The organism is Kribbella sp. CA-294648 (assembly GCF_050943845.1).
GTDB lineage: Bacteria > Actinomycetota > Actinomycetes > Propionibacteriales > Kribbellaceae > Kribbella.
The window spans coordinates 3620249-3645185 of sequence record NZ_CP191981.1; the positions used below are offsets into that span (position 1 = coordinate 3620249).

Annotated in this window: 23 protein-coding genes; 9 read left to right on the forward strand and 14 right to left on the reverse strand. The window is 68.3% G+C overall.

Features of this window, described 5'->3' with window-relative positions; translation table 11 throughout:
* Window positions 1-10: 10 nt before the first annotated feature.
* The 4 genes from ACQPYM_RS17235 to ACQPYM_RS17250 all read right to left on the reverse strand — a co-directional run bounded on the left by ACQPYM_RS17235 (window position 11) and on the right by ACQPYM_RS17250 (window position 3581).
* The gene (locus ACQPYM_RS17235; RefSeq protein ID WP_433021797.1) at window positions 11-391 is read right to left on the reverse strand and encodes a VOC family protein; all 381 of its coding nucleotides are present in this window, start codon (window positions 389-391) and stop codon (window positions 11-13) included.
* 37 nt (window positions 392-428) lie between these two features.
* A complete protein-coding gene (locus ACQPYM_RS17240; RefSeq protein ID WP_433021799.1) occupies window positions 429-1658 on the reverse strand; it encodes a TIGR00300 family protein in 1230 nt (409 codons plus the stop codon).
* 71 nt (window positions 1659-1729) lie between these two features.
* Window positions 1730-2827 carry a hypothetical protein gene (locus tag ACQPYM_RS17245; RefSeq protein ID WP_433021801.1) on the reverse strand — a complete coding sequence of 366 codons (1098 nt, stop codon included), beginning with the start codon at window positions 2825-2827 and terminating at the stop codon, window positions 1730-1732.
* A complete protein-coding gene (locus ACQPYM_RS17250; RefSeq protein ID WP_433021803.1) occupies window positions 2820-3581 on the reverse strand; it encodes an alpha/beta hydrolase in 762 nt (253 codons plus the stop codon). The genes ACQPYM_RS17245 and ACQPYM_RS17250 overlap by 8 nt, the downstream gene beginning before the upstream one ends.
* Window positions 3582-3952: 371 nt before the next feature.
* Between ACQPYM_RS17250 and ACQPYM_RS17255 the strand changes: the two genes are divergently transcribed.
* Window positions 3953-4741, forward strand: a complete 789-nt coding sequence (locus ACQPYM_RS17255) for a lysophospholipid acyltransferase family protein (RefSeq protein ID WP_433021805.1) — start codon at window positions 3953-3955, stop codon at window positions 4739-4741.
* 21 nt (window positions 4742-4762) lie between these two features.
* Entirely contained in the window at window positions 4763-5155 is a 393-nt protein-coding gene (locus tag ACQPYM_RS17260; RefSeq protein WP_433021807.1) for a DUF2237 family protein, read from the forward strand.
* Here the strand turns inward: ACQPYM_RS17260 and ACQPYM_RS17265 are convergent.
* Both ACQPYM_RS17265 and ACQPYM_RS17270 read right to left on the reverse strand, forming a co-directional pair.
* Window positions 5152-5514, reverse strand: a complete 363-nt coding sequence (locus ACQPYM_RS17265; protein ID WP_433021809.1) for a hypothetical protein — start codon at window positions 5512-5514, stop codon at window positions 5152-5154. The genes ACQPYM_RS17260 and ACQPYM_RS17265 overlap by 4 nt on opposite strands.
* On the reverse strand, window positions 5511-6341 hold the full coding sequence (locus ACQPYM_RS17270) for a hypothetical protein (RefSeq protein WP_433021811.1): 831 nt from the start codon (window positions 6339-6341) through the stop codon (window positions 5511-5513). The genes ACQPYM_RS17265 and ACQPYM_RS17270 overlap by 4 nt, the downstream gene beginning before the upstream one ends.
* A 212-nt stretch (window positions 6342-6553) precedes the next feature.
* Between ACQPYM_RS17270 and ACQPYM_RS17275 the strand changes: the two genes are divergently transcribed.
* The 3 genes from ACQPYM_RS17275 (at window position 6554) to ACQPYM_RS17285 (ending at window position 10023) form a co-directional block, all read left to right on the forward strand.
* A complete protein-coding gene (locus ACQPYM_RS17275; RefSeq protein WP_433021813.1) occupies window positions 6554-7927 on the forward strand; it encodes a class II 3-deoxy-7-phosphoheptulonate synthase in 1374 nt (457 codons plus the stop codon).
* Window positions 7924-8946, forward strand: a complete 1023-nt coding sequence (locus ACQPYM_RS17280) for a threonine aldolase family protein (RefSeq protein WP_433021815.1) — start codon at window positions 7924-7926, stop codon at window positions 8944-8946. Before ACQPYM_RS17275 ends, ACQPYM_RS17280 begins: the two co-directional genes overlap by 4 nt.
* Window positions 8947-9045: 99 nt before the next feature.
* Window positions 9046-10023 (forward strand): ribose-phosphate diphosphokinase, encoded by a 978-nt coding sequence (locus ACQPYM_RS17285; RefSeq protein WP_433021817.1) that lies wholly within the window; start codon window positions 9046-9048, stop codon window positions 10021-10023.
* A 30-nt stretch (window positions 10024-10053) separates the two neighbouring features.
* On the opposite strand, the gene ACQPYM_RS17290 is transcribed toward ACQPYM_RS17285, so the two are convergent.
* A complete protein-coding gene (locus ACQPYM_RS17290) occupies window positions 10054-10599 on the reverse strand; it encodes a DinB family protein (RefSeq protein ID WP_433021819.1) in 546 nt (181 codons plus the stop codon).
* 62 nt (window positions 10600-10661) lie between these two features.
* Here ACQPYM_RS17290 and ACQPYM_RS17295 point away from each other — a divergent pair, with 62 nt between their 5' ends.
* Window positions 10662-11687: a helix-turn-helix transcriptional regulator gene (locus tag ACQPYM_RS17295; protein WP_433021821.1), complete on the forward strand. Its 1026-nt coding sequence runs from the start codon at window positions 10662-10664 to the stop codon at window positions 11685-11687.
* Here ACQPYM_RS17295 and ACQPYM_RS17300 read toward each other — a convergent pair.
* The 3 genes from ACQPYM_RS17300 to ACQPYM_RS17310 form a co-directional block, all read right to left on the reverse strand.
* Complete coding sequence (locus tag ACQPYM_RS17300) at window positions 11602-14757, reverse strand: DPP IV N-terminal domain-containing protein (protein WP_433021823.1); 3156 nt, start codon at window positions 14755-14757, stop codon at window positions 11602-11604. The two genes, ACQPYM_RS17295 and ACQPYM_RS17300, sit on opposite strands and share 86 nt — an antisense overlap.
* Window positions 14758-14827: 70 nt before the next feature.
* Entirely contained in the window at window positions 14828-16774 is a 1947-nt protein-coding gene (locus ACQPYM_RS17305) for an FAD-dependent monooxygenase (RefSeq protein WP_433021824.1), read from the reverse strand.
* A 2-nt stretch (window positions 16775-16776) separates the two neighbouring features.
* Window positions 16777-17520, reverse strand: a complete 744-nt coding sequence (locus ACQPYM_RS17310) for a polyprenyl synthetase family protein (RefSeq protein WP_433021826.1) — start codon at window positions 17518-17520, stop codon at window positions 16777-16779.
* Between the two features lie 193 nt (window positions 17521-17713).
* On the opposite strand from ACQPYM_RS17310, the gene ACQPYM_RS17315 reads away from it, so the two are divergent.
* Window positions 17714-18241: a hypothetical protein gene (locus ACQPYM_RS17315; protein ID WP_433021828.1), complete on the forward strand. Its 528-nt coding sequence runs from the start codon at window positions 17714-17716 to the stop codon at window positions 18239-18241.
* Between the two features lie 64 nt (window positions 18242-18305).
* On the forward strand, window positions 18306-19379 hold the full coding sequence (locus ACQPYM_RS17320) for a glycoside hydrolase family 172 protein (RefSeq protein ID WP_433021830.1): 1074 nt from the start codon (window positions 18306-18308) through the stop codon (window positions 19377-19379).
* A 4-nt stretch (window positions 19380-19383) separates the two neighbouring features.
* On the opposite strand, the gene ACQPYM_RS17325 is transcribed toward ACQPYM_RS17320, so the two are convergent.
* The 4 genes from ACQPYM_RS17325 to ACQPYM_RS17340 all read right to left on the reverse strand — a co-directional run bounded on the left by ACQPYM_RS17325 (window position 19384) and on the right by ACQPYM_RS17340 (window position 23464).
* Window positions 19384-20685: a glucoamylase gene (locus ACQPYM_RS17325; protein WP_433021832.1), complete on the reverse strand. Its 1302-nt coding sequence runs from the start codon at window positions 20683-20685 to the stop codon at window positions 19384-19386.
* A 27-nt stretch (window positions 20686-20712) separates the two neighbouring features.
* Window positions 20713-21594 carry a DMT family transporter gene (locus ACQPYM_RS17330; RefSeq protein ID WP_433021834.1) on the reverse strand — a complete coding sequence of 294 codons (882 nt, stop codon included), beginning with the start codon at window positions 21592-21594 and terminating at the stop codon, window positions 20713-20715.
* A gap of 167 nt (window positions 21595-21761) precedes the next feature.
* On the reverse strand, window positions 21762-22292 hold the full coding sequence (locus ACQPYM_RS17335; protein WP_433021836.1) for a hypothetical protein: 531 nt from the start codon (window positions 22290-22292) through the stop codon (window positions 21762-21764).
* 14 nt (window positions 22293-22306) lie between these two features.
* Window positions 22307-23464 (reverse strand): helix-turn-helix domain-containing protein, encoded by a 1158-nt coding sequence (locus ACQPYM_RS17340; RefSeq protein WP_433021838.1) that lies wholly within the window; start codon window positions 23462-23464, stop codon window positions 22307-22309.
* Window positions 23465-23609: 145 nt separating this feature from the next.
* Between ACQPYM_RS17340 and ACQPYM_RS17345 the strand changes: the two genes are divergently transcribed.
* Complete coding sequence (locus tag ACQPYM_RS17345; protein ID WP_433021839.1) at window positions 23610-24521, forward strand: alpha/beta fold hydrolase; 912 nt, start codon at window positions 23610-23612, stop codon at window positions 24519-24521.
* Window positions 24522-24937: the final 416 nt, after the last annotated feature.

Sequence of the window (24937 nt, forward strand, 5' to 3'; positions counted from 1 at the left end):
TCTTGCCTGCTCAGTCGAGATAGAGGCAGAACGGATGACCATCTGGGTCGAGCATCACACGAACGTCCTCCTGCGGCTGGTACTCCGCCAGTTCCGCACCGGCCTCGATCGCGTGCGCGACCGCCTGATCGAGGTCGTCCACCTCGAGGTCCAGATGCATCTGCATCTGCTGCTTGCCCTTCTCGCCCGGCCAGACCGGTCGCTCGTACTGCTTCTCGAGGTGGAAGCCCAGGTTGTACCCGGCGTCCTTGGACGGGGCGACCGTGACCCAGCCCGGCGTGTCGGTGTGCAGTTCCCAGTCGAGCAGGCGCACGTAGAAGCGGCCGAGCGCCTGCGGGTCGGGGGAGTTGAGCGCAACTCCGAACCAGTTCGCTTTTGTTCTCAGAGCCATGGATCAACCATGGCACCGAGGACCGACAGAAACCGAGTTATTTCGTGTCGGCGTACGTCGGGGACAGTTCGCGGGCGAGGTGCTCGATGAACAGGCCGACGTCGGTGACGATGCCGCGGGCCTGGGCCGAGCCCCGGTCGGCGAGCTTGGTGACGGTGGCCGGGTTGATGTCCACACAGGTGAGCGGGACGGACGCCGGGAGGATGTTGCCGGTAGCAACCGAGTGCAGCATGGTCGCGGCCATCAGGCAGTAACCGACGCCGTCCAGCTCGGCCCGCATCGCGCGCTGGCCCTCGAGCACGTCGGTGTAGACGTCCGGCAGCGGGCCGTCGTCGCGGACCGAGCCGACCAGCACGAACTTGTTTCCCTTCTTCACCAGCGCGTGCATCACGCCCGAGGTGAGCAAGCCGGACTCGACGGCCGCCGCGATCGAGCCGGCCTTGCGGATGGTGTTGATCGCGCGGATGTGGTGCTCGTGCCCGTGCTCCACGCCCCGGCCGCGGGCCAGGTCGACGCCGAGCGACGTACCGTAGAGCGACGACTCGATGTCGTGGGTGGCGAGCGCGTTGCCGGCGAACATCACGTCGACGAAACCCGCCTCGACGATGGCGACCATCGCCGGCGCCGCACCGGTGTGCACGATGCCCGGGCCGCCGACCCAGAGCACCTTCAGCCCAGCCGCCTTCGCCTCGCGCATGCCGTCCGCCACCTGCTTGACGAGCACCCGCTGCGGCTTCTCGCTGGAGACTTCCGACTCCATGAAGCCGAACGCGCCCTCGTCGTTCGCCACGATCGGCGGCGTGACCTTGACGCCCTGGGCGCTGGTGATGATCTTCATCCCGGCCTTCACCTCGGACATCGGGATGGTCCGGACGTCCTCACCGTCGACCAGCAGGCCGCAGTCCATCTCGGGGTTGCGCACCGAGACCCAGTGGCCGCCCAGCCGGACGCTGGTGGGCAGGTTGGTGGTCGAGTAGAAACCGTCGGGGAAGACGCCGTCCTGGAGCACCTCGGAGATCTCCGGCGTACCGGGGTTGACCAGGTTCGCGCCCTTGGTCTGGATCCGCATCAGCAGTCGCTGGAGGGCTTCGTCGTCCTCGGCGCCCACGGTCATCCGCACGGTCGACGGGTCGTCCTTGTCGTAGCCGAGGTCGAACTTGTCCAGCGTGTACTCACCGCCGTACCCGCGGATGTCGTCCAGGACCCGGGACAGCAACCCGGAATCCATCAGGTGGCCGGTGATCTCGACCGTCTCGGTGACCTGCACGGGTGCCTCCCTCGCCTTGGGGTTCGTCGGATTGTCCGACGATCCCGCACTCTAGCGTGCTCGGCTGGGCGTCAGACCACGGCGCCGTCGTCGGGGGTGTCCTCGGGCGGGAGCTTGTCGGGCATCCGGAGTACCAGGGTGAGGAACCCGCCGACGAAACCGACGACCGCGACGGTGGTCACCCGGCCGGTACCGAAGTCGAGCAACGCGGCGGCGATCAGCAGCAACGGACCACCGAACAGCCCGAGCCAGGCGAGGCGACTGATCCAGTCGAGCCGCGGCCCTCTCGGCGGCTCCGGCGGGATGAAGTGATCATGCGGATCATCCGTACGCCGAGCCGGCGGCTCCTCGGGCGGCTCCTCGTCCGTATCCCCGACAATCAACCCAGCCGGCACATCGATCAACGGCTCGTAGGACCCTTCCTCCACATCCTCACTAGCCGGCCACCGCGGCACCGGCGTAGCCCCGTGTCCCTCGGCCGAGGGCGCATTGAACTGCTCCACCAACGAAGCCCACTCAGCATCCTCACTACTCCGAGCAATAACAGCCCGAGCCCGAACCACAGCCTGAGCCGCCACAAAAATCTCCTCAAACCCCACCGGCACTCCCGCCTTGGGAAGAGCTGAGGTGGCCTCAGCGCTCTCGCCGTCAGCCGTCTCCGCCTTCGCGGCGCCTCCGGCGCCGCTCGGCTCGGGAAGCGGCGAGGAGGTCGCCTCCGCTGCCTCGGCTCCGCCATCGGTGGGATCGGCAGTGCGAGCGGACAACGCGGGCTTGCCCGCCAGCCCACTGCCGTCGGCAGCTTCCGCCGTCGCGGCGCCTTCGGCGCTTGGCTGGGGGAGGGGTGAGGTGGTGGCCTCCGCTGCCTCGGCTTTGCCGTCGGCAGGATCAGCTTCCCGGCCAGACTGCGCAGCGTCGGCGGGATCAGCCGTGCGAGCTGACACGGCGGGCTTGCCCGCCAGTTCGCCTGCCCCGGTCGCGTCCGCCGTCGCCTCGCCTTCGGCGCCGTTCGGCTGGGGGAGCGAGGTGCTAGCCTCCGCAGCCTCTGCGGGAGTTTGGCAGTAGGCGGCTATGCCGGCTTTGGCTAGGGCTGTTAGGGCTGGGGTGGCCAAGGCGGGGCTGATGCGGCCCAGGGACGTGTATGCCTCGGCGGTCAGGCCGTTGTCACGCATGGGTGATCCGGTGGATGAAGGCGGCGGTGTCGGTGAAGATTCGGTCGGCGTCATTGTCCAGAGTGGCCACGTGGTAGCTGTCCTCGAGCAGGGTCTCGGTGACGTCGCGGGATGAGATCGCGGCCAGGATGGCCCGGCCTGAGCTCGGTTCGACGACGTGGTCGACGGTACTTCGGAAGAGCAAGACCGGCTGGGTCACCTTCGCCAGGTCGGCCCGGGTCAGGGTCCACAGCTGGGAGAGCGAGTGGAGTGCCTTCAGCGGCATCCGGTCGTACGCGCCCTCGTCGACACCCGGCTTCTTGATGTCGTTCGAGATGCCCGGGAACGACGGCACCAGCCGCTGCAGCACCGGGAGCGCCGCGAGTCGCTTGTCGTCGGTGCGCACGGACGGGTTGACGAGGATCACACCGGAGATGTCGGCTCCGTGCTGCTCCGCGAGCCGCAGTACGAGGCAGCCGCCCATCGACAGGCCGCCCACGAACACCCGGTCGTGCTCCTTGCGCAGCCGGGTCAGCTCGTTCTCCAGTACGGCGTACCAGTCCTGCCAGCGGGTGGTGTTCATCTCCTGCCAGCGGGTGCCGTGGCCTGGCAGGCGCGGTACGGAGACCCCGTAGCCCTCGGCCGCCAGGTGCTCGCCGAACGGCCGCATCGACTTCGGCGAGCCGGTGAAGCCGTGGCTCAGCAGGATCCCGGTCGCGGCGCTCGCACCGGAACCTGGGCTGCGGAACTCCTCCGCGTGAGCTTGCACTGGCACGGGTACTCCTTGATGAGTCGCATAGATCCTGAGACGCCAATGGTCGCAGCCACGAGGTCACCCGCCCACCCCGTCACGAGTGTCGCTCGATCCCGTGACCGACATCGCACCCAGTCTGCAAACAGGTGCCAACACAGAGTGTTGCCCCGCTATTCCTGGCGGTGACGTTGCCTGAGGAGGAGAGTGGAACGTAGTGTCCTGGACCGGCGGTGGGCGCACCATCTCCGGCACCCAGGAAGGCACCTCGCTGCGTTGGGGTGACTGCCACGATGAACACCGCATCGAGGCAGCCACCCCGCCTTGCGAGCTACCTCCCTGGTCACCGGAGCTGGCACACCCACCGCCGGTCCAGCACACTGGGTGTCGGCCGAGTGACGGAGGTGAAGGCGTTGCTGTACCTGTTCCTCAGGCGGTTCTTCGTCGGACCGATTGCGAAGCTCCTCTTCCGTCCCAGGGTCGAGGGGCTGGAAAACATTCCCAAGACCGGGCCGGCGCTGCTGGTCAGCAACCACCTGGCGTTCACCGACTCGGTGTTCCTGCCGGTGGCGGTACCGCGTCAGATCATCTTCCCGGCCAAGTCGGAGTACTTCACCGCGCCCGGGCTGAAGGGCCGCCTGATGGCGACCTTCTTCCGCTCGATCGGCCAGATCCCGATCGACCGGTCCGGCGGGCGTGCCTCGCTGGCCGCGCTGAACACCGGGCTGGAGATCCTCGCCAAGGGCGAGCTGTTCGGGATCTACCCCGAGGGCACCCGGTCGCCCGACGGCCGGCTCTACAAGGGCAAGACCGGCGTGGCGCGGATGGCGATCGTGGCCGGCGTACCGGTCATCCCGGTCGCGATGATCGACACCGAGAAGCTGAACCCGCCCGGTACGGTCTGGCCGAAGTTCCTGATCCGCGAGCCAGGCCGCCGGTTGCCGCGGCTGATCCGCCCGGGCGTGGCGATCGGTGAGCCGCTCGACTTCTCCCGGTACGAGGGGATGGAGCGCGACCGTTTCGTCCTGCGCTCGGTCACCGACGAGATCATGTACGCGCTGATGGAGCTGTCCGGCCAGGAGTATGTCGACATGTACGCCGAGAAGGCCAAGGAGCTCATCAAGGCCGGCGAGTCCGTCGACGACCACATCAAGCCCCGGCACGGCGACACCAAGGCCTCCTGACCCGCGGATGGGCTGACCCGAATGGAGAGGGACCTGAACGTCCTGGGCGAGAGCCTCCAGGAGTGCGGGACCGACCCCGTCACCGGATTCTTCCGCGACGGCTGCTGCACCACCGGTCCCGAGGACCTCGGCAGCCACACGGTCTGCGCGGTGATGACCACCGAGTTCCTGGCGCACCAGCTCGCGGTCGGCAACGACCTGACCACCCCACGCCCCGAGCTGAACTTCACCGGCTTACGCCCCGGCGACCGCTGGTGCGTGGTCGCGGCCCGCTGGCTCCAGGCGTACCACGCCGGCGCCGCAGCCCCCGTAGTACTGGCCTCCACTCACCTCCGAGCCCTCGACACCATCCCCCTGAGCGTCCTCCGCGCCCACGCCGTAGACGTCCCCGCGGACCCCAGTGCCCTCGGCTAAGCCAGACCTGGACCTGGGGAGGATATTGCCCCCGGATCCGGAGAAACGTCTCCCCGGTCGGCGACAAGATCGTCCAGCGAGCAGGTGGGGGAGCATCGGCGGGGCGCGCCGTTCCAGCCGAGGCGGTGGAGTGCAGCGACGACCTGGGCCGCGGTCGCACAAGGCAGACTCGTCAACTGATAGCCGAACCGCAGGGTCAGCTTCCCGCTGGTCGCGGCTGCGTTGTCCCTGCTCATGTCACGCCAGCGGGACAGCGCATCGGCGTGCCCCAGCCTGCCGTCGAGTTCGACGATCAGCCCGTACGGCGTGTACTCCACATCCCGATAGACGACTTCGCTCGCCGACTCGGCCTTGGTCACGACGCGGACCTGCCGCTCGGCGATGGGGGCCGATGAGCGCGTTCCACCCGGCGCAGGTAGGACTGCTCGAGAAACGATTGAACGCCCTCGGCCGCGTCGAGCAGGATCTGCTGAAGGAGTCCACGACCGGGGAGCCGACTCAGCGACTCCAGTTCGGTCTGCAGTCGTTGCGGAGTGGTCCGGCGCTGGCGGCAGGCGTCGAGCAGGATCTGCTGAAGGAGTCCACGACCGGGGAGCCGACTCAGCGACTCCAGTTCGGTCAGCAGTCGTTGCGGAGTGGTCCGGCGCTGGCGGCAGGCGTCGAGCAGGATCGCTGCCTTCCTCGCTGTTGCCGGTTCCTGGCCCGCGGTCGTCAGCAACGCCACCTCCAGACGCACAGTCGGTGGCCGGCGCGTCGGGTGCAGTTGCGAGGCGAGGTCCCGGGAACGGCGTACGGCCACTCCTGTTCGGCGATTGACGCGGCGGGTGTGCGGGACCGCCAGGTGGATGGCACCGTCGTCCCAGTCACCCTCCAACCCGAACCGTCGTAGCGCAGTCGCACCCGTCAGGGCAGCGTCAGGCCCGTACGCCAGCCAGGCGGCCCACACTCTGGTTTCCCAGGGCAGAGGCCCGGTGAAATCCACGTAGACGCCGTGATGCACGCGTTGCACCTGCCGCGCCCGGCACCGCCTCTGCAGTACCTTGTCCGAGATGCTGTGCTCCAACGCTTGAGCCCGGCTGAACGCTCCCTTCTGCCGCTTGCGCAGTTCCACGAACAACCGAACCGTCTCCCCACCCCCGTCCCCCTCCGGCACCGATTCGCTGTGATCTGGCTCTTCGCTCTCCACACCAAAGAAGATGCCCGCCGTTCCCGCAGTACCGAACTCCGCAAGGCACCCTGTGGACAACCCGTCCGGGGAGGAACTTGCCCGATTCCGGGGAGCATCCTGGCCCAGTTCGGGGGTATTTCCCGCCCCGGTCGACCCGAGGTTTGACGGCTCAGCCGGTGGGGGGTGAGACGGGTGGGTGGGGGATCCGCGGGCTCGAATAGGGTTGGGGTATGCAATTTGCGGAGTTGAGTGCTGGGTTGGTGCCGGGGGTTCCTTCGTTGGAGGAGCTGCGCGGGCTCAAGCCGTTGCAGCAGCCGGAGTGGCCGGACCAGGTCGTGCTCGACCACGTCATCGGGCAGTTGCGGACGTTGCCGCCGCTGGTTTTCGCCGGTGAGTGCGACGATCTGACCACCAAGATCGGGGCCGTCGCGCGGGGTGAGGCGTTCCTGCTGCAGGGTGGTGACTGCGCCGAGACCTTCGACGGGGTGACCGCCGAGAACATCCGGGCCAAGCTCCGGGTGCTGCTGCAGATGTCGGTCGTGCTCCAGTACGCCGCGAGCGTGCCGGTCGTCAAGGTCGGCCGGATCGCCGGCCAGTACGCGAAGCCCCGGAGCAGTGGCGAGGAGACCCGCGACGGCGTGACGCTGCCGTCGTACCGGGGGGACGCCGTGAACGGGCTGGACTTCACGCCCGAGGCGCGGATCCCGGACCCGCAGCGGCTCCGCGGTGTCTACAACGCGGCGGCCGCGACGCTCAACCTGACTCGCGCGTTCACCACCGGTGGGTACGCCGACCTGCACCAGGTGCATGCCTGGAACACCGACTTCGTGAAGGCCTCGCCGGTCGGGCAGAGGTACGAGCAGCTCGCCAGCGAGATCGAGCGCGCCCTCGCCTTCATGCGGGCCTGTGGCGGCACGGCCGACGAGTTCAAGACGGTCGACTTCTACGCCTCGCACGAGGCGCTGATCCTGGAGTACGAGCACGCCCTGACCCGGATCGACTCGCGGACCCAGCAGCCGTACGACGTGTCCGGCCACCTGCTCTGGGTGGGGGAGCGGACCCGGCAGCTGGACGGCGCGCACATCGAGTTCCTGTCGACGCTGAGCAACCCGCTGGGCGTGAAGATCGGCCCGACCACGACCCCGGAGTACATCCGGGCGCTGATCGACAAGCTGAACCCGAAGGGCATCGAGGGCCGGCTGACCTTCATCACCCGGATGGGCGCGGGTAAGATCCGCGCCGGACTGCCACCGCTGCTGGAGGCGGTCCGCGACCACGGCTCGCCGATCGCGTGGGTGTGCGACCCGATGCACGGCAACACCTACGAGACGCCGAACGGCTACAAGACCCGCAACTTCGACGACGTGATCGACGAGGTGCAGGGCTTCTTCGACGCCCACGAGCAGGTCGGCACCTGGCCGGGTGGCATGCACATCGAGCTCACCGGCGACGACGTCACCGAGTGTCTGGGCGGCGGCGAGGAGCTGGTCGCCGAGGACCTGGTCAATCGCTACGAAACCGCCTGCGACCCGCGTCTGAACCGCCACCAGTCCCTCGAACTCGCCTTCCTGGTAGCCGAACGCCTGCGAGGCGCACGAGCGTGATCGATCTCCGGTCCGACACCGTCACCAAACCGTCCGCCGGGATGCTGGCGGCGATGACAAGTGCGCCTGTCGGTGACGATGTCTACGGCGAGGATCCGACGGTCACGGAGCTCGAGGAAGCCGTCGCCGGGTTGCTCGGGCACGAGGCCGGGCTGTTCACGGTCAGCGGGTCGCTGGCCAACATCCTCGGCGTACGGGCGCTTGCTGCTCCTGGCACTGAGGTGCTCTGCGAAGCGAGCGCGCACGTCGCGCGTGCCGAGCTGGGTGCGCACGCCGCGATCAGCGGTATCACCACCCGCACCTGGAGCGCGCCCGGCGGCCAGATCGACCTCGACCAGATCCGCGCCCTGATCGCCCCCGACCTCGGCCCGTACTTCGTTCCAACCGCCGCCGTCTCGGTCGAGAACACCCACAACTTCGGCGGCGGCACCATCCAGACCTCGTACGACGCCCTGGCCGACGAGCTGGACTCGCTCGGCGTCCCGCTCCACCTCGACGGGGCCCGGCTGTGGAACGCGTCGGTGGCGACCGGCGTACCGATGGCTGCTTACGCGGGCCGGGCCGCGGCAGCGAGTGTGTGCCTGTCGAAGGGTCTGGGCGCACCGATCGGCTCGGTGCTGGTCGGCTCGGCCGAGCTGATCAAGGAGGCCCGGGTCTGGCGCAAGCGACTGGGTGCTGGCTGGCGTCAGGCCGGCGTACTGGCTGCCGCCGGGCTGTACGCGATCCGCCACAACGTCGATCGCCTCGCCGAGGACCACGCTCATGCACGCCAGATCGCGGAGATCCTCGCCGACGCCGCGCCGGGCTCGGTCAAGCCGGACCAGGTCGACACCAACATCGTCGTCGCCGACCTTGCCGCCACCGGCAAGACGGTCGCCGAGGTCGTCGCCAAGGCCAAGGCGGAAGGCGTACTGATCGGCGGAGTGGGCGTCACCCAGCTCCGTCTCGTCACTCATCTGGATGCCTCGACCACGGACTGCCGCCGGGCAGCCGAAGTGGTCGCCGGCCTCTTGCACTGATAGCTATTCGCAAGGTCCAAGTGCCACCTGCCGACTGCTGGAACTCAACAGTCGGCAGGTAGGCTCACCGCTGTCGGGACGCAGCATTCGGGGAGAGCCGTGCGAGAGATCGTCGTGTTCAGCGGAAGTGCCCATTCCAGCCTTGCCAAGCAGATCTGTGCCGATCTCGGCGTGGAGCTGTCGCCGGTGGAGATCCACCGGTTCAGCAATGACTGCCTACAGGTCCAGTTGCAGGTGAACTGCCGCCAGCGGGACGTGTACATCGTCCAGCCGCTGGTTCCGCCGACTCAGGAGCACCTGATGGAGCTGCTCCTGATGATCGACGCCGCCCGGGGTGCCTCGGCCGCCCAGATCACCGCGGTGATGCCGCACTACGCCTACGCGCGCTCGGACAAGAAGGACGCGTCGCGGATCTCGATCGGGGGCCGGCTGGTGGCCGACCTGCTGGTCGCGGCCGGTGCCGACCGGGTGCTGACGATGACGCTGCACGCGCCGCAGGTGCACGGGTTCTTCTCCGTACCGGTCGACCACCTGACCGCGATCGGCGTCCTGGCCGAGCACTTCCGCGGTACCGATCTGAGCAACACCGTCGTGGTCAGCCCGGATCTCGGCAACGCGAAGACCGCGACCCAGTTCGCCCGCCTGCTCGGGCTGCCGGTGGCCGCGGGCAGCAAGCAGCGGTTGTCCGACGACCGGGTGGTGATCGATGCGATCGTCGGTGACGTGGCCGGCAAGAAGGCGATCATCCTGGACGACGAGATCGCGACAGGCGGGTCGATCATCGAGCTTCTCGACCGGCTGAAGGACCTTGGGTGCACGCAGGCCGCGGTGGCGACGACCCACGGTCTGTTCGCTGGCAAGGCGGTCGAGCGGCTGCGCTCCCACCCGTCCATCACCGAGGTGATCAGCACCGACACCGTCCCGCGTCCCGAAGGTTTCCCCGAACTGCAGGTCAGCTCGGTCAGCGGCCTGTTCGCCGAGGCGATCAAACGCATCCACGAGGGCGAGTCGGTCAGCAGCCTCTTCGACGGCGTCGACCCCACCCACGCCCCGCCACAGCCCAAGCTCCCTTTCTAACTGCCGGCTCGGCCAGCGCGGCCGGCCCGGCTACCGCGGCGGGTCTTCGCCGGTCAGCCCGTCCACGGACTCGCGGATCAGATCGGCATGGCCCGCATGCCGGGCGTACTCCTCGATCAGATCGATCATGATCCGCCGCAAACTGGGCGACTCACCGTTCCCGTTCTTGTACGCCGCCAGCTGATCCAGCCCGCCGTTGTCCAGTACTGCGGCAACAGCCGCCCGCGACCGGTCAGTCGCCTCCTGCCAGAGCGCGTAGAGCTCCTGCGGCGAATCCTCAGCCGCCGAGTGCCACTCCCAATCCGGGTCGGCATCCCAGTCCGCGCTGTCCCACGGTGAACCCCACTCCTCGCCGAGCAACCTCCGCGTGAAGTACTCGTCCTCGACCAGCGCCAGGTGTTTGACCAGGCCGCCCAGCGTCAGCTTCGACGGCGGATGCGAGGCCCGGAGCCCGGCGGAGTCCAGCCCGCCGCACTTCCAGGCGAAGATCGCGCGTTGCCGCTCCAGCGAGCCCAGCATGGTCTCGAGTTCGGTGCCGGCGATGGGGGCCTCATGGGGGAGGTCGTGCTCTGTCATGGCCCAGACGGTAATCTCCATTCCGGACGTTCAGCTTCCGGGATGTGGGTTCTACTGTGATTGTGGACGAAGTGAGCCCGACGGCGAAAGCGTTACTGGCGCTGGAGCTGATCCAGGACTGCCCGGGCATCAGCGGCGAGCGGCTCGGGGACCGATTGGGCGTCAGCGACCGGGCCGCGCGGCGGTACGTCGGAATCCTGCGCGAGGCCGGCATCCCGGTCGAGTCCACCCCAGGCCGGTACGGCGGCTATCGCCTCGGCCGTGGTTTCCGGCTGCCGCCGTTGATGTTCTCGACCGCCGAGGCGCTCGGGTTGATGATGGCCGCGCTCGAAGGCCATCACCGCGCGTCCGACCCGACGGACCCGGCCGGGAGCGCGCTCAGCAAAATCATCCGCGTGCTGCCGAAGCCGGTCGCCGAGCCGGCCGAGTCGATGCGCCGGCTGATCACTCCGCCGCAGGCCGCCGAGGGCACCTACCCCGACCCGGAGACGACCGCGGCCCTGGTCCAAGCCTGTACTGCCGGCCGCCGGCTGCGCATCGGTTATCGCCGGGGAGACCGCGACACCATCACCATGGACGTCGACCCCTGGGCCGTCTCGGTGCGCCACGGCCTCTGGTATCTGCTCTGCTGGTCGCACACGAAGGACGCACAGCGCGTGCTACGGGTCGACCGCGTGACCACCACCGAGACGCTGCCCGACACCTTCATCCCGCCGGACGACCTCGATCCGGTCACCGCGATCCAGGACCACTTCGCCCAGGGCTGGAAGTACCCAGTCGAGGTGGTGATCGACGCCCCGATCGCCGAGGTCGTCCTGGCCCGCACCCTGGGCCGCCTCGAGCCGATCGACGAGAAGCGCACCCGGCTCACGGGCAGCACCGAGGATCCCGAGTGGTACGCCTACCGCCTCGCCTCCCTCGAACAGTCCTTCACCGTCGTGACCCCGCCCGAACTCCGCGAGGCCCTCACGGTCCTGGGCAACCGCCTCCTCCAGGCAGCCGCTACCCCTCGCAGCAAAGCCGGTGCAGCCACTCGGGCTCGTGCCACCAGTACTGCGGGTCGTGGGCGTGCGCCTGCTCCCGGCTGAGCGGCCGCGGCGTGTTGCCTGAAGCAACCAATGCCGGAGCGACCTGCTGCCCGGTGTAGGGCGCGAGCAACGAGTCGACGGTGTGCAGCCTCCCGGCCAGCATCACCTGCTCGACCGCGGCCGCGTGCCGGATGTCCGCCAGCGGATCACCCTTCACGAACGCGAGATCCGCCTGCGCCCCGGCCCGTACGACGCCCAGCTTGTCCTCCAGCGCCAGCCACTTGGCCGGATTGCGGGTAGCGGTCGTCAACGCCTCGTACGGCGTGAAGCCGCCCGCGACCATCGACCGCAGATTCGCATGGAGCGAGATCGCGATGTTGTCCAGCGGAGCGTCCGTACCTGCGATGACCAGGCCCCCACCCCGATGGATGCGCAACACCATGTCGACGTTGCCGGCCAGCAGAGCCCGCGTAGTGACCCCGGCCGGACCCGAGGCCGTGCTGACCTCCGCCTGCAGCGCGGCGTACTCCCAGGAGGGGAACAGCGTGGTGGTCCGCCGGTCGGTGAGCAGCGACGGATCGTCGACATGTGCCATCGTCGAGTTGAAGAGCGTAGGCGTGACCGACAGCCCGGCCTTCGTGAACAGCGTGATCACGTCGGAGTACGCGCGCCCGAGCCGGCTGACCGTGTGCGAGTACCCGAGCCGGTTGGTCGCGCCGGTGTGTTCCATCCCGTCCATGCCAAGGTGCTCGGCCGGATACAGGTAGTGCGACGACAACTGCAGCCCCAGCCGGTGAACCGCCGCGATGGCCCGTCGCTGGTACTCCACCGGCAACCGCACGTACGTCTTCACCAAGTCGTACGCGAGCCCTTCGACCCGGTCGAGCTCCAGACCGAGCTGGCGCATCGACAGCGTCGGACGCATGAAGTTGTAGAAGACCCTGGACCCGTCGATCGCCTCACCCGTGGCGAAGAACCGCGGACCGGTCAGAGATCCCTCAGCGAGGGCTTCCCGGGTTTCCTGCATCTGGTAGACGGGATCGCCGGGGGAGCGCGTGGTCGTGATCCCGTAGGAAAGCCACAGATTGCCCTGCCGTGCACCCCAGGCGCGGCCGCGAAGGTGCCAGTGGTTGTGGGAGTCGATCAGCCCCGGCATCACCGTCAGCGCACTCGCGTCGATGTCCGCCTTGCCCTGATGTGGACGGACCGCGGCGATCTTCGACCCGTCCACGACGATGTCGACGTCGCGTCGCAACTCCTCGGCTCGCCCGTCCCAGAGCGCACCGGCGTGGATCGTCACGCGCTGGTTCACCGTGGCGCGTTGCCAATGCAGGTCGACCTTGACCGTCTGCGGCCGCGACCCCCGCACATCGGTACGCCGGACCTGACCGTTATGCAGGTAGAGCAGCGTCCGACCGTCCTGCCATACAGGCGAGTCGGTCACCTCCGAGGTGACCGCCCGCGGCTGACCGGTGAAGCGACCCCGGCCATCCACCGGTACGACGTACAGGAGGCTCTCGACGACGAAGGCGAGCCATTTGCCGTCGGGCGAGAAGACTGGGCCGTCGTCGCCTCTGGTGGCCAGGGAGCGGAACGGCATCGGTTCGACGTACTCGAGAGCGGTCGTTGCCACGTCGACGTACAGGAGCTGGCTGGTGCCTTCGCGGAAGCGTTTGGAGAACGGTTTGACCGCGGCGAGCACGATCGTGCGGCCATCGGCGGACCAGCTCACCCGGCCCGGCTGAAACAGCGTCGGGGTGAGCTGCCGGACCTCACCCGAGCCGATGTCGAGCACCCACGCGATGCCGTCCTGGTCCTGGTAGGCGATCTGCCGGCCATCGGGGGAGAACCTGGGCGCGGTCTGTGCCCCGGGCAACGAAGAGAGCTTGCTGTCGGCACCGGTCGCCAGATCGTGCAACCAGAGATCGGCGGTGCCGTCCCGATCGCTTGCATAGAGCAACTTCTTGCCGTCCGGCGAGAAGTCGGGATCCGAGTTGAAGTAGCCGTCGGCAACAATCTTGCGTGGTTGCCCCCGGCCACTGGTCGGCGCCAGCCAGAGCGCGTTCAACGCCCGGAAGGCCATCCAGCGACCGTCCGGAGAGACCGCAGGACCGGCGATCCCGAGAACTGGCCGGCGCCGCACCGACTCGATGTCCGGCGACTTCGGCCGCGGCCGCCGTGACGTCACCGGGACCACGGCCGTGAACGCGATCGCGGTGTCAGCTCCACCGAGCCGCAGCCTTCGGACCAAGCCGTCCGCGGTGTAGAAGATGTCACCGCCACCCTCCCAGGAGGGCGGTACGGCGAAGACGTCCTTGCCGGTCGTCACCGCCTGATCGCCGACGACGAGTTCGCTCACCGGGCCGGTCAGCCGGACATGGGCAAGCTGACCGCCAGCGGAGTACGCCGGTCCGTAGACAGTGCTCCCGGTCCGAGCAGGGACCGCCGTACGGCGCTGGCCGGTGGTCAGGTCCAGCTCGACGATCGACGTCGCGTCGACCGTGAAGGCGATCTTCCGGCCGTCGGGGGAGTAGACCGGCTCGGCCTCTTCGCTGGTGTCATCGGTCAGCGCGACGATGGTCCCGTTGCTCAGACTGAGCCGATGGATCCCGTAGCTGCCGGTGCCACCGCGGTCGGACGAGAACACGATCGACTTCCCGTCCGGCGACGCCGCAGGCTCGCGGTGGTCCAAGCGCCCGGTCGTCAGCTGGCGCAGCCCCGAACCGTCGGGCCGGATCGACCACAGATGGAAGTTGCCGTCCCGATAGGACTGGAAGTAGATGGTCGAGCCGTCGGGAGACCAACGCGGCCGGGTCGCATCCTGCAGGTCATCGGTCAGCCGCCGCGAACGCCCGCCACCGGCCGGCGTCACCCAGATGGCTGTGACCAGATCGAACGCGAGCCACTGCCCGTCGGGCGACACCGAAACCATGAAGTTGGTGCCCTCGGTCAACACTGCCTGCCCACCCGTACTGCGGGGCGCGGCGGTGGCCGAGGTGATCGGTAGGGCACCGACCGCGGCCGCGCCACCACTCAGCTGCAGAGCCCGGCGTCGGGAGACACTCCAAGTACCTGGGTCATCGTTCTTCACACCGGCATCCATTCCCTTGGGGGCGGTCAAGGACAGCATCGAATCTGCCAGGCCCGACCCGCCGGGACACTCCTCACCGGCGTGTCCGCGCCGCGCTGAGGCGGGTGGATCAGGGCTCGGCGAGTGCTCGGACGAAGGCGTTCAGGATCCTGGTGGACCGGGCCGCGAGGCCGGTCACGGTGGTCCGGGACAGTTCGTTCGCCAGCGCTTTCCGGAGTACCGGGTCGGCTTGGCCGGCATCGAAGTCGGTGGCGCCCGGCAGGAGATCGGGGAGCGCCGAGACGCGGCTGCGCAGCAAGTGGTCGTGGGTCGTGTCGAGGCGGGTGGGGCGGGCATGCAGGGCGCGCAGGTCTTCGGCGTACAGGAATGCCTTGCCGCTGTGGTAGCCGTGGTCGCGCAGTTGCGCGGACCGGTTCAACGGGAGGCCGGCCAGCTCGGCGCCGGCTCGGCAGGGGAACTCGAAGAGCGCCCCGAAGAGCTCGGCCGCCGGCGTCCGGAGCAGCCCGTCGGGCTGGAGCCGGCCGATCCGCAGGGCGGTGAGTTCGCGCACCCAGTCGGCGAAGGCCCAGGGCAGTGATGGGTGGCCGACGCCGACGACAAGGTCCGCCGCGACACTGAGCAGGAAGTCGCTGGCCACGACCGTTGTGGCTCGGGCCCAGTCGATTCCGCGTTCGGGGCTGCCCGGCGCCTCGGGAGCGCCGACGAAGGCCAGTATCGCGAGTGTCGCTAGCTCGATCCCGGCCGCCACTTGAGCAGCGGCTTCCGGCGGTGGTGATCCACCCGCGACCACGGCGGCCAGGAAGGGAACGGCCGGACGCAGCCCGTGGGCCAGCGGGCCCTCGTTGGCGGCCAGCAGCCGGACCAGGAGCGGCCACTCCGTTCGGACAGCGGCGCTCTCGAGCGAGTCGCAGGTGGTGATGAACGACTTGACCAGCAAGGAATCCGCCGGGTTCAGGTCGATCTCCTGGCGGCTGCCGACGCTCCGCAGCCCGGCAGGAAGGATCATCGCGCGACGGGCCTTGGTGAAGAACGGGCTGTCGTCGGTCAGCGTGGCCGCCATCGTCCGCCAGGCGAGCTGGTAGCGACGGACGGCGTGCTCGTTCGTTTCGAAGTACCCGACAAAGGTCCGAGTCACCTCGTCCCGGTACTGCGAAGCCGCGGCCGCCGGGTCGTCGAGTGCCTGGGCGATGCAGTTCGCGGCGATCGTGCCGCTCTGTACGGCGGAGCTGATTCCCTCGCCGGTGAAGGGATTCGTCAGCCCGGCGGCGTCACCGACCAGGATCCGGCCCTGGTCGACGCAGGTATCCGCGCTGAAACCGAAGTTCGTGTCCGCACCGACGCCCGGACAGGTCGCGCGGATCTTGGCGAAGTACGGCTCGACCGCGGACAGTTCGGCCACAGTCTCGGCGAAAAGTTCCTCGCCGGACCTGTCCCGGTTCGAGGTGGTGATGGTCAAGGTGCAGGTGTCGTCAGGCCCTTGGAGCACCCAGGCGGAGGTCGTCGTACCTCCGGGTGTTGTCGGTGCCGAGAGGTACAGGGTTGTTTCGGGGCTGCGCTCAGAACCGTAGACAAGACGTGAATAGGTGAAGCCGCTCGCCTGCTGAGCCGGGGGCCGCGTCAAGGGCCCGGAGCCACCTGTCGCAAGAACGACGTGAGCGGCGTCCGGGGCGAACGTCGTACCGTCGGAATCCTGGACCACGAGGCGCGACCCAGCTTCCAGGGTCGCCGTGCCTTTGACCACGGTGACGCCGGCATCGGCCGCAGCTTGCAGAAGCCGCTCGCGGAAGATCGCCTGATCGCACAGATAGAGCTCAGGAACGGGCACCACCCGTGAGTCGCGGCTGCCGAACCTAAGCCGCAACGAGTTCACCGGCCGCGTCGGCAGCTCGACCGGCAGACCGCTGATCGTCGATTCACTGAGCACCACGTCGTACGGCGGTCTGAATCCGCTGGCCGAGTCGACCAGCAGCACCGAGACGCCCATCCCGGCCAGCCGGGTGGCGGCTACGGCTCCAGCGGGACCGCCACCGATCACCAGCACGTCGGGAGTGGGCATCGTCACTGCAGCTTGACCCATTCCGTCCGGGCGACGACCACGATCCGCTCGCGCACCTGCTCATCGCCGAGTTCGTCCAGCTGGGCGAGGGCACGCCGGAAGTACGCGCCGGCCAGCTCGCGGGCCTCCTCCGGCCCGCCGAGCGCCAGCTCGAGCTCGAAGGCGTCGTCGAGAGTCTGGACGGCCGCACCCAGCTCCATCCCGAACCGGCCCAGTACCTCGAGGTCCGCCAGGCTGCGGCCGGCCACCTGGCCGCCGAGCACGCAGGCCAACCGGAGCAGCTGCCCGGTCTTCTGCCGCGCCAGCTCCTCGTAGTCGGACAGCGAGAAGCCGCTGTCGAAGGTGCGCTGGACGTCCAGCAGTTGCCCGCGCGCGAGATCGGCCGCGGTGGCCGCGACGGTCTCGCTGACCGTCTGGCCGAGCTCGGCGGCCTCTTTGGCGGCCAGGCCGAAGAGGGCGACGCGGGTCAGCAGCTCGACCTCGGTCCCGGCGTCCTCGTGCAGCTGGGACGCCAGGTGGAGCAACTCGACGATCGATGCGGCGCGGACCGCGAAGTGCGTGACGACCGGCGGCAGCGCGGCGGCCGGGGTGTGACCGGCACAGGCTTCGACGAGAGTACGGCGCAGGCCCTGGCCCGCGAGCAGCTTTTCGACAACCTGCTGGGAGGGTGAGGGCAGGCCGACGGACAGTTCCAGCATCCGGGCGGAGACCTGGCTGTGAAAGTGCGCGGATTCCTTGGTCAGCAAGTCAGTGGCCTTCGGTCGGTCGGCCCCACGGTAGCGGAGACCGTTTGCACTCTAGGTCGGTTGGTTGCCGGCTGCCCAGACAATTCGAGGATCCTCGAACAGATGGACGGCCGGCGCCGGTAGCCGTCCGTGATGCCCTGGGCACCGGGTCCGGATTCGCTGCCCGCAGAGGCTGACCTCTATCGTCGGCGGCATGAAATCTGTGTCGCCGCCCGTTCGTGCCGTCACTGCGGCTGTGGTCTGTGTGGTGGTCGCGCTGGCGGCGGCCCTCGCGGTGGACAGCCGCCTCGATCGGCACTGGGTCCTCAGGGGCATCACGCTGGTCCTGGCGCTGTGCTGTGCGGCCGTGCTGTGGAGTGACGAGCGGCGGAAACTGCGGGCGATCGTCGGGTTCGCCGGGATCCTGATGTTCGGGCTGGTCTTCCCGATCACCTCGACCACCTGGTCGCAGCCACCGGAGATCAAGTTCGCGCTGGCCGTCGCCGACGACGCGAAGGCCGCTGCTCTCAAGGAGGTCGCCAGCGCGGTGTCGGTCGCCCAGGTGAAGGCGGCCACCGAGGCGCGCGGCGGAGCGGTCGGCTCGCTGGCAACCGAGCGGAACCCGGAGATCCGCGGCGCCGACTCCTACCCGCTGATCATCCGGCCCCGCAAGGACGAGGGCCGGCCCCGGGTCTGCCTGAGCTTCGAACACGGCCTGGACGCCAAGATTCGCTCCTGCTGACCACAGTGTGAGAAATCGATTTCCAGATCTCCTGCGGAGTGGTTCGGACCCTAGGCTCTGGCTCATGACTCTTCCCAGCCTGTCCGGAATCAGTGCGGTCGTCGACGTCCAGACCCGCTCCATCAGCGCGGAGAACCCGACCGGCGAGCCCGGCCAGGGCGGCCGGCGTACGGAGGGAACCGGGGCGCGGGCCGCCCGCGATCTCGGGATCGGCTGGAAGGTCTCGCCGTCGATCGAGATCGCCGCGGGGGAGACCGTGACGCTCGCGGACATCGCCGGCCCCGGCTGCATCACGCACATCTGGCTCACCACGCACAGCGACAACTGGCGCAGACTCGTCCTGCGCGGTCACTGGGACGGCGACGAGGCACCGGCGATCGAGGCGCCGGTAGGGGACTTCTTCTGCTCCGGCTGGGGGCGGTTCGCCCAGGTCAACGCGCTGCCGGTGTCGGTGAACCCCAATGGCGGCTTCAACTGCTACTGGGAGATGCCGTTCAGCTCGCAGGCCCGGTTGACGCTGGAGAACACGCATGACGAGGCGGTCGTCGTGTACTTCCAGGTGGACTACTGGCTGGGCGCTCTGGCGCAGGGATCGGCGTACCTCCACACGCAGTGGCGGCGGAGCAATCCGCTGCCTTCGAAGACCGTCCACACCTTGCTCGATGGTGTGGAGGGGCCGGGGCATTACGTGGGGACGTATCTGGCCTGGGGTGTGAACAGCAGTGGGTGGTGGGGTGAGGGTGAGGTCAAGTTCTACGTCGATGACGACGACGAGTTCCCGACCATCTGCGGCACGGGGACCGAGGACTACTTCGGTGGCGCCTGGAACTTCGACCTGGGCGAGGACCGCGGCGGCTACACGGAGTTCAGTACGCCGTACCTCGGGCTGCCGCAGGTGATCCGGCCGGACGGGCAGTACCAGAGCCAGCAGCGGTTCGGGATGTACCGGTTCCACCTGCCTGACCCGATCCGCTTCCGCACCAAGCTGCGCGTCGACGTCCAGGCGCTGGGCTGGCGCTCGGGAGGCCGCTACCTGCCGCTGCAGGACGACATCGCGTCGACCGCTTTCTTCTACTCCACTGCGACCAGTACTACGCGGCCCGAAGCGCCGACGCATGACGTGATGGAGATCCTCTAATTGCTTATGGAATCGGTAGGGGGTGATCCAGGGCCGAGGCGGTGAGGACCACGAGGGCTGTGGTCCAGGCCAGGGGTGCCTCGCCGGCCGGCTTGACGTCGCGGTTGACCTTCTCTGGAAGGGATCCGGTGGCGGTACGGTGCGCGTCGAGCCAGGCGAGCAGTTCCTCCGCCGTACCGCGGTCGCCCCGTGCGGCGGCGCTGAGCGCGAACAGCGCGGTCTGCGGCGTCCAGGCGACGCCGTCGGTCCGCCACTGCTCGCCGGGTGTGACGCCGCCGTTGGGCTGGGAGAGCGCTTTGTGGGTCCGCTCGATCGCCTTGGTGACGACCTCGCGGGCGGGGGCGAACGGCGGTCCGAGAATGGTCACGATCGCGTCCGCGCCACCTTCGATCGCGATGGGTTCGATGCCTGGCTCAACGAAGCTGACCGCCTCCGCCGGGGTCCGCGGATAGTCAGGCCCGAAGGTCCGATCGGTTGCCTTGGACAACCTGTCGGCCGCGTCCTGCCAGGCGGTGACCTCGGTACTGCGATCCAGCGTTTTCGCGATGGCCAGTCCGGACCGGAGGCCGGTGATCAACGGTGCGATGGTCCCGAGCGTGACGTTGCGCTCCGGCCGCTCCCAGTAGTCGGGCGAGGCCGCGGGCAGGTCGTCGTCACCCAGTTCGGCGACGATCTGGTCACCTGATTCGCGGACCATCGGCCAGTAGTCGGCCAGGGGAGTGAGGGCCGGGTCTGCGTTTCCGCCTGAGGTGGCTCCCGCCTTGGCTCCTGTGTTGGCTCCTGCTTTGGCGCGGGTTTCGGCGCAGAACCACGTTGCCCAGAGCACCCAGCCCGAGCCGTCGAGTTGGGGTTCGCGGCCGTCTCGGGGCTCGGTGCCCTCCGGAGCGGAGTACCGGGCACCCCAGCGACCTGACGACGGCCGGATCTTGGCGAGGAATCCGAGCACCTTGTCGGCTTCGGCGTACTGGCCGACCGAGCACCGCGCGGCAGCCACGAACGACGCGTCGCGCGGCCAGACGTAACGCCACGGCCCGTCCCAGCCGGCCAGCGTCGCGCCGTCCGGCAGGGTGAGCGCGTCGAGATCGGCCAGTGCGGCGCGGATCAGCTCCGGCCTGGACAGGTCGGCCGAGTCGATCGGCGTACCGACCACGACCGGTCCCGACCGTCCTGTGATGCCTTCGGCAACCAGCTGCGGTTGGGGGTTGCGATCGAGGTTCACCGCGGTGCCGGTGGCCAGGACGGCGAGCAGGAGCGCGATCACGGCGTACGGGAAGTACCGCACCCGCCGCGCGCTGTTGTCCCGCATCTCGTCCCTTCCTCCGTCTACGTGCCGCTACTGGCCGAGATGCTGGACCTCGGCCTCGAACTTGCGCCGCGGCGCGAGCTCGACCAGGTACATCGCCGACATCACCAGCGCCCCACCGATCAGCATCCGCAGGGTCAGGCTGTCCGACCCGAACAGTACGGCGAACGCTGACGCGAACACCGGCTCCATCGTCATCGCGATTGCCGCCCGGGTCGGAGTCAGGTACGCCTGCGACCAGGTCTGCACGATCAGCGCGAGCGCCCCCGCGATCAACGCCATGTAGACCACCCGGACCCAGTCTCCCGCACCACCCGGGAGGGAGAACCCGCCGGGGATGGCTCCGACCGCGCACACGGCGGTGATCGTCACCATCTGCAGCGCCGACAGCCCGAAGGCGTTGGCGGAGGTCGACCACGCCCCGAGCCCGATGATGTGGAGCGCGTAGAGCCCGGCCGAGGCCAGCGTCAGCAACTCGCCCGTCCCCATGCTGAACCCGCGCAACGAAAGAACCGCGAGCCCGATGGTCGCGAGCACCACCGCCACCCACGCCCACCGCCCGATCCGGTGCCGCAGGATCACGGCCGCGAGCAACGGAGTGAACACCACGTACATGCCGGTCACGAACCCGGACACGCTAGCTGAGGTGTGCCGCAAGCCTTCGGTCTGCACCAGCTGCGCGACCCCGTAAACGATGCCAAGGGCAACACCCCGGCCACGATCCAGCCGACTGAGCTTCGAGATCGCCGGCGGATGAATCAAAATCAACGCCAACGCCGCAATCGCGAACCGCAACGCAAGGTAGTCGGCGACGTCCATCCGCTCGAGCAGATCCTTGGTCAAAAAGAACGTAGACCCCCAAGCCGCCGCCACCGCAAGCAAGGCCAGCACAGCGATCCGCGATCGATTCACGACCAAACCCTCTCAGACCCCTGACACCCACCGGGGAAGAGCCCCCACGCTGCCTCGCCGCTCGCTCCTCCGTCGCTCACCCCTCGGCGCCCCACCCACCCATCGGTGTGCCCCTGCGTCGCGCGAAGGTAGGCACTCAGATCGCGGCATTCAACCCACCTCGCGAGCTACCTCGACTCTTCCCGCGGATCCAAGACGCGCGCCCAGAGTTGATATCCATTGGTCAGAGGAAGCCCATCCGGCTCCCAGCGCGCCCGCTCGGCCATTCGCATGCTGGCCCAGTTCCGTTCGTGGATGTATCCCTGAAGCACGAGTGTGGAGGCGCCCAGGCCGACCGCTCCGATCCGGGCTTCGGCCTGCGCGACTTCCATGATCTCGTCACCGATGTACCGGTCTCTGATGTTCCGGTAGCGGGTACTGACGGCGCCGGCCTCGATCGTCGCGACAACCAGTTGTTCTTGCGTTTCGAACGACAGATGCACGGCAGCCCCGATCACCTGTTCGTCATCTCGTCCGACAAGGAGTGTCTGGTCGGCCAGTAGGCGTCGACTGACGGTGCGAAAGTGTCTCTGCGCGTGCCATTCCCATTCGCGAGGATGTTTCGGGAGCTTCCGCCCTTTGGCGGTACGTGGCCAATCGCTCGTACAGGTGAAGGCCTGAAGCTCAATGGCTTGGTGCTTGTCGATGTCCTCCCACATCAGGAGTCGTTCGTTCACCGCGGTGCCGCGTTGGTCGGGTCGGCGGCGAGCCTGTCCTTCCAGGCGGCGGCGCTTGGCCGGGCCGCGAGCACTTCCTCGTACTGCTGTGAGGCCGCGTCCTCATCCGGCTCAGGGAAGTCGATCTCGTCGAGGGGCACGTCCAAAAGCCAGGCGAGTGCTGCTGGATCGGCTTGTCCGGCTCGCACGCGCTGGGACAGGTCAGCAAGCAGTCGCAGGGGAAAGGTTCGGCCGGTGGACTCGGCTTCGCGCTCGATCACTGGGTCTACAGCTGGGTCGTGGCTGGCCGTTGAGGGGAGGTGGCGGCGAAGTAGGTGCTGTGTCGGCTGTCCCAGAGCGGCAGTGACCTTGGCGCTCAGCCTGATCCGAAGTTTGCGCAGGCGGTTTCGCAGCGCCTCGGTGGAGACGCCCGCCTCCCAGACGAATTCGGCCAACTCGATCTCACTGAGCTGTGACCACTTGATCTCCCGCATGCGCTGTTCCGGCAGGAGCAGCCTTGCGGCGAAGTCGTCGGCCGGTTGTTCGTTCGCCTTCTCGACGCCCTGCCCGGCATGGTGGCCGAGAACGAGATGACCGAGCTCATGCGCTACGGACCAGTTGTTCCTGAACCAGTTCGGCGTGCTGACCAGAAGAATCACCGAGCGGCCACCGATGCGCAGCGAATAGTCGGTGGAGAGCTCGGGGATCCGGATCACGTCGATGGCGAAGGCAGCTTCGATCTGCCCAGCGAAGTGCCGAACGAAGTTGGCGCCCAACCGGCCCCGTAGTGCGTCAGGATCGGCGGGAAGGTCCGGAGACCTCGGTGGCCCGTCGGGATAGGCATCGCGATAGACGGCGACGACTCTCTCCAAGATCTTGTCGTCGGCTTCGCGGCCAGGATTGACCCGCTCTGCCTGCACCGGATCCCACACGTGCCGGGCCGCGATGTCGACACGCTGCGGATCTTCCCGGCCGGTGATCAGCCAGTAGACGTCAACCCCGAGTGAGTCAGCGATTCGAGCCAGCTCGATCGACGAGAACCCGCGCTGTCCGTTGAGAGCACGCGACAAGGCATCCGGCGTCATGTCCACGAGGCCCGCCAGGCGCCGCTGACTGAGCCCAGGCGGCATCTGGGAGCGGATGCGTTCGCCAACTGCGATCAGTTGCTGGTCCATACCTCAACTGTAGCGAAGTGTTGGGATTTTCCCAACACTTCGCCGGTTGACTGAAGGGCTGATGCCGGCGCCTTGCCTGGGCGGGGTGGGAGGAGAAACTGGGCTGGTTGGGCGATCGGTGAACCAGTTGAGGAGGGTTGTTGGGATGCGTGTGGTTGACAAGCCGCGTCATCGGGCGGTCGACGTCGGTGGGGTGGAGGTGTTCTATCGGGAGGCCGGCACGCGGGACAAGCCGTGTGTGTTGTTGCTGCATGGGTTTCCGAGTTCCTCGCATACCTTTCGGGACGTGCTGTCGCCGTTGGCTGAGGTGAGCTGGGTTGTGGCGCCTGATCTGCCGGGGTTCGGGTTCTCGTCGGCGCCGGGGGTGGATGAGTACGAGTACACGTTTGCCAACCTGGCCGACACGATCGAGGCGTTCCTCGAGCAGCTCGGTGTCGACGAGTTCTTCGTCTACTTGCACGACTTCGGGGCGCCGGTCGGCTACCACCTCGCCACCCGGCGGCCGGAGCGCATCCTCGGCCTCATCGTGCAGAACGGCAACGCCCACGAGGCCGGCCTGGGCAGCGACTGGGACACCGCCAAAGCCTTCTGGGCCGACCCATCAGAAGCCAACCGCGCCGCGCTGCCCGAGTGGCTGAACTTCGAGGGCACCCGCTACCAGTACCTCGGCGGCCTGTCGGACCGACTCCAGCTCCTCCAGCCACCCGAGTCCTGGCACCTGGACTGGGACCGCCTGTCCCGCCCGGGCATCATCGACGCCCAATTCCGCCTGTTCTGCGACTACGCCACCCACGTAGCCCGCTTCGACGACCTAGCCGCCTACCACGCCCAACACCAACCCCCGGCTCTACTCCTCTGGGGCCGCCACGACCCCTTCTTCGACCTCCCCGAAGTCCTGGCGTACTCCCAGGCCCTGGACCGCCTGGAAATCCACATCTACGACGCCGGCCATCTACTGCTGGAAACCCATGCTCCCGAGTGCGCCGCATTGATGCGCACCTTCATCGCCGACGTGCTCGCGGAACGGGCGGGCGGTGTGCCGAAGGACAGGAGATAGTCCCCGATTCCGGTCCACCAGCCTGTTCCCTGAGCGTGCGAGTCCACGATCCGAAGGAGCACCTCCTGTCGATCGGCACAGGCGACGAGCTAGCCCCCGGTATGCGGGTGCCTACTCTCGGCGCGACGTAGGAGCCCGCCCCGAGCGGCTGCCTCGATGGCCGGGTTCCGTCACCGCTGGCCCGCTGCAGCAGGCTATCGGCCCGCCAAAGCGCTAGCGGCGGCCTCGTCGCTCGGCGCACCAGGCGCCTGACGAAGGAGCGCGGGGCTGCGGCGTGGCCCGGCGGTGGCCGCGATCGGGGCACCCCTGCCGCCGGAGAGCTCGCGACAGGCTCGGCTCTGACCGGGCGGGTGCCTACTCTCGGCGCGACGTAGGAGCGCTCAAACGGGGGCGGGTGGGAGCGACCGAGTGGTGAG

Bases quoted from the DNA above. Each gene is read 5' to 3' on its own strand.
- ACQPYM_RS17335 (WP_433021836.1), bottom strand. From the start codon at position 22,292: ATGTGGGAGGACATCGACAAGCACCAAGCCATTGAGCTTCAGGCCTTC.
- ACQPYM_RS17245 (WP_433021801.1), bottom strand. From the start codon at position 2,827: ATGCGTGACAACGGCCTGACCGCCGAGGCATACACGTCCCTGGGCCGC.
- ACQPYM_RS17260 (WP_433021807.1), top strand. From the start codon at position 4,763: ATGGAGAGGGACCTGAACGTCCTGGGCGAGAGCCTCCAGGAGTGCGGG.
- ACQPYM_RS17290 (WP_433021819.1), bottom strand. From the start codon at position 10,599: ATGACAGAGCACGACCTCCCCCATGAGGCCCCCATCGCCGGCACCGAA.
- ACQPYM_RS17345 (WP_433021839.1), top strand. From the start codon at position 23,610: ATGCGTGTGGTTGACAAGCCGCGTCATCGGGCGGTCGACGTCGGTGGG.
- ACQPYM_RS17340 (WP_433021838.1), bottom strand. From the start codon at position 23,464: ATGGACCAGCAACTGATCGCAGTTGGCGAACGCATCCGCTCCCAGATG.
- ACQPYM_RS17305 (WP_433021824.1), bottom strand. From the start codon at position 16,774: ATGCCCACTCCCGACGTGCTGGTGATCGGTGGCGGTCCCGCTGGAGCC.
- ACQPYM_RS17275 (WP_433021813.1), top strand. From the start codon at position 6,554: ATGCAATTTGCGGAGTTGAGTGCTGGGTTGGTGCCGGGGGTTCCTTCG.
- ACQPYM_RS17325 (WP_433021832.1), bottom strand. From the start codon at position 20,685: ATGCGGGACAACAGCGCGCGGCGGGTGCGGTACTTCCCGTACGCCGTG.
- ACQPYM_RS17320 (WP_433021830.1), top strand. From the start codon at position 18,306: ATGACTCTTCCCAGCCTGTCCGGAATCAGTGCGGTCGTCGACGTCCAG.
- ACQPYM_RS17315 (WP_433021828.1), top strand. From the start codon at position 17,714: ATGAAATCTGTGTCGCCGCCCGTTCGTGCCGTCACTGCGGCTGTGGTC.
- ACQPYM_RS17235 (WP_433021797.1), bottom strand. From the start codon at position 391: ATGGCTCTGAGAACAAAAGCGAACTGGTTCGGAGTTGCGCTCAACTCC.
- ACQPYM_RS17300 (WP_433021823.1), bottom strand. From the start codon at position 14,757: ATGCTGTCCTTGACCGCCCCCAAGGGAATGGATGCCGGTGTGAAGAAC.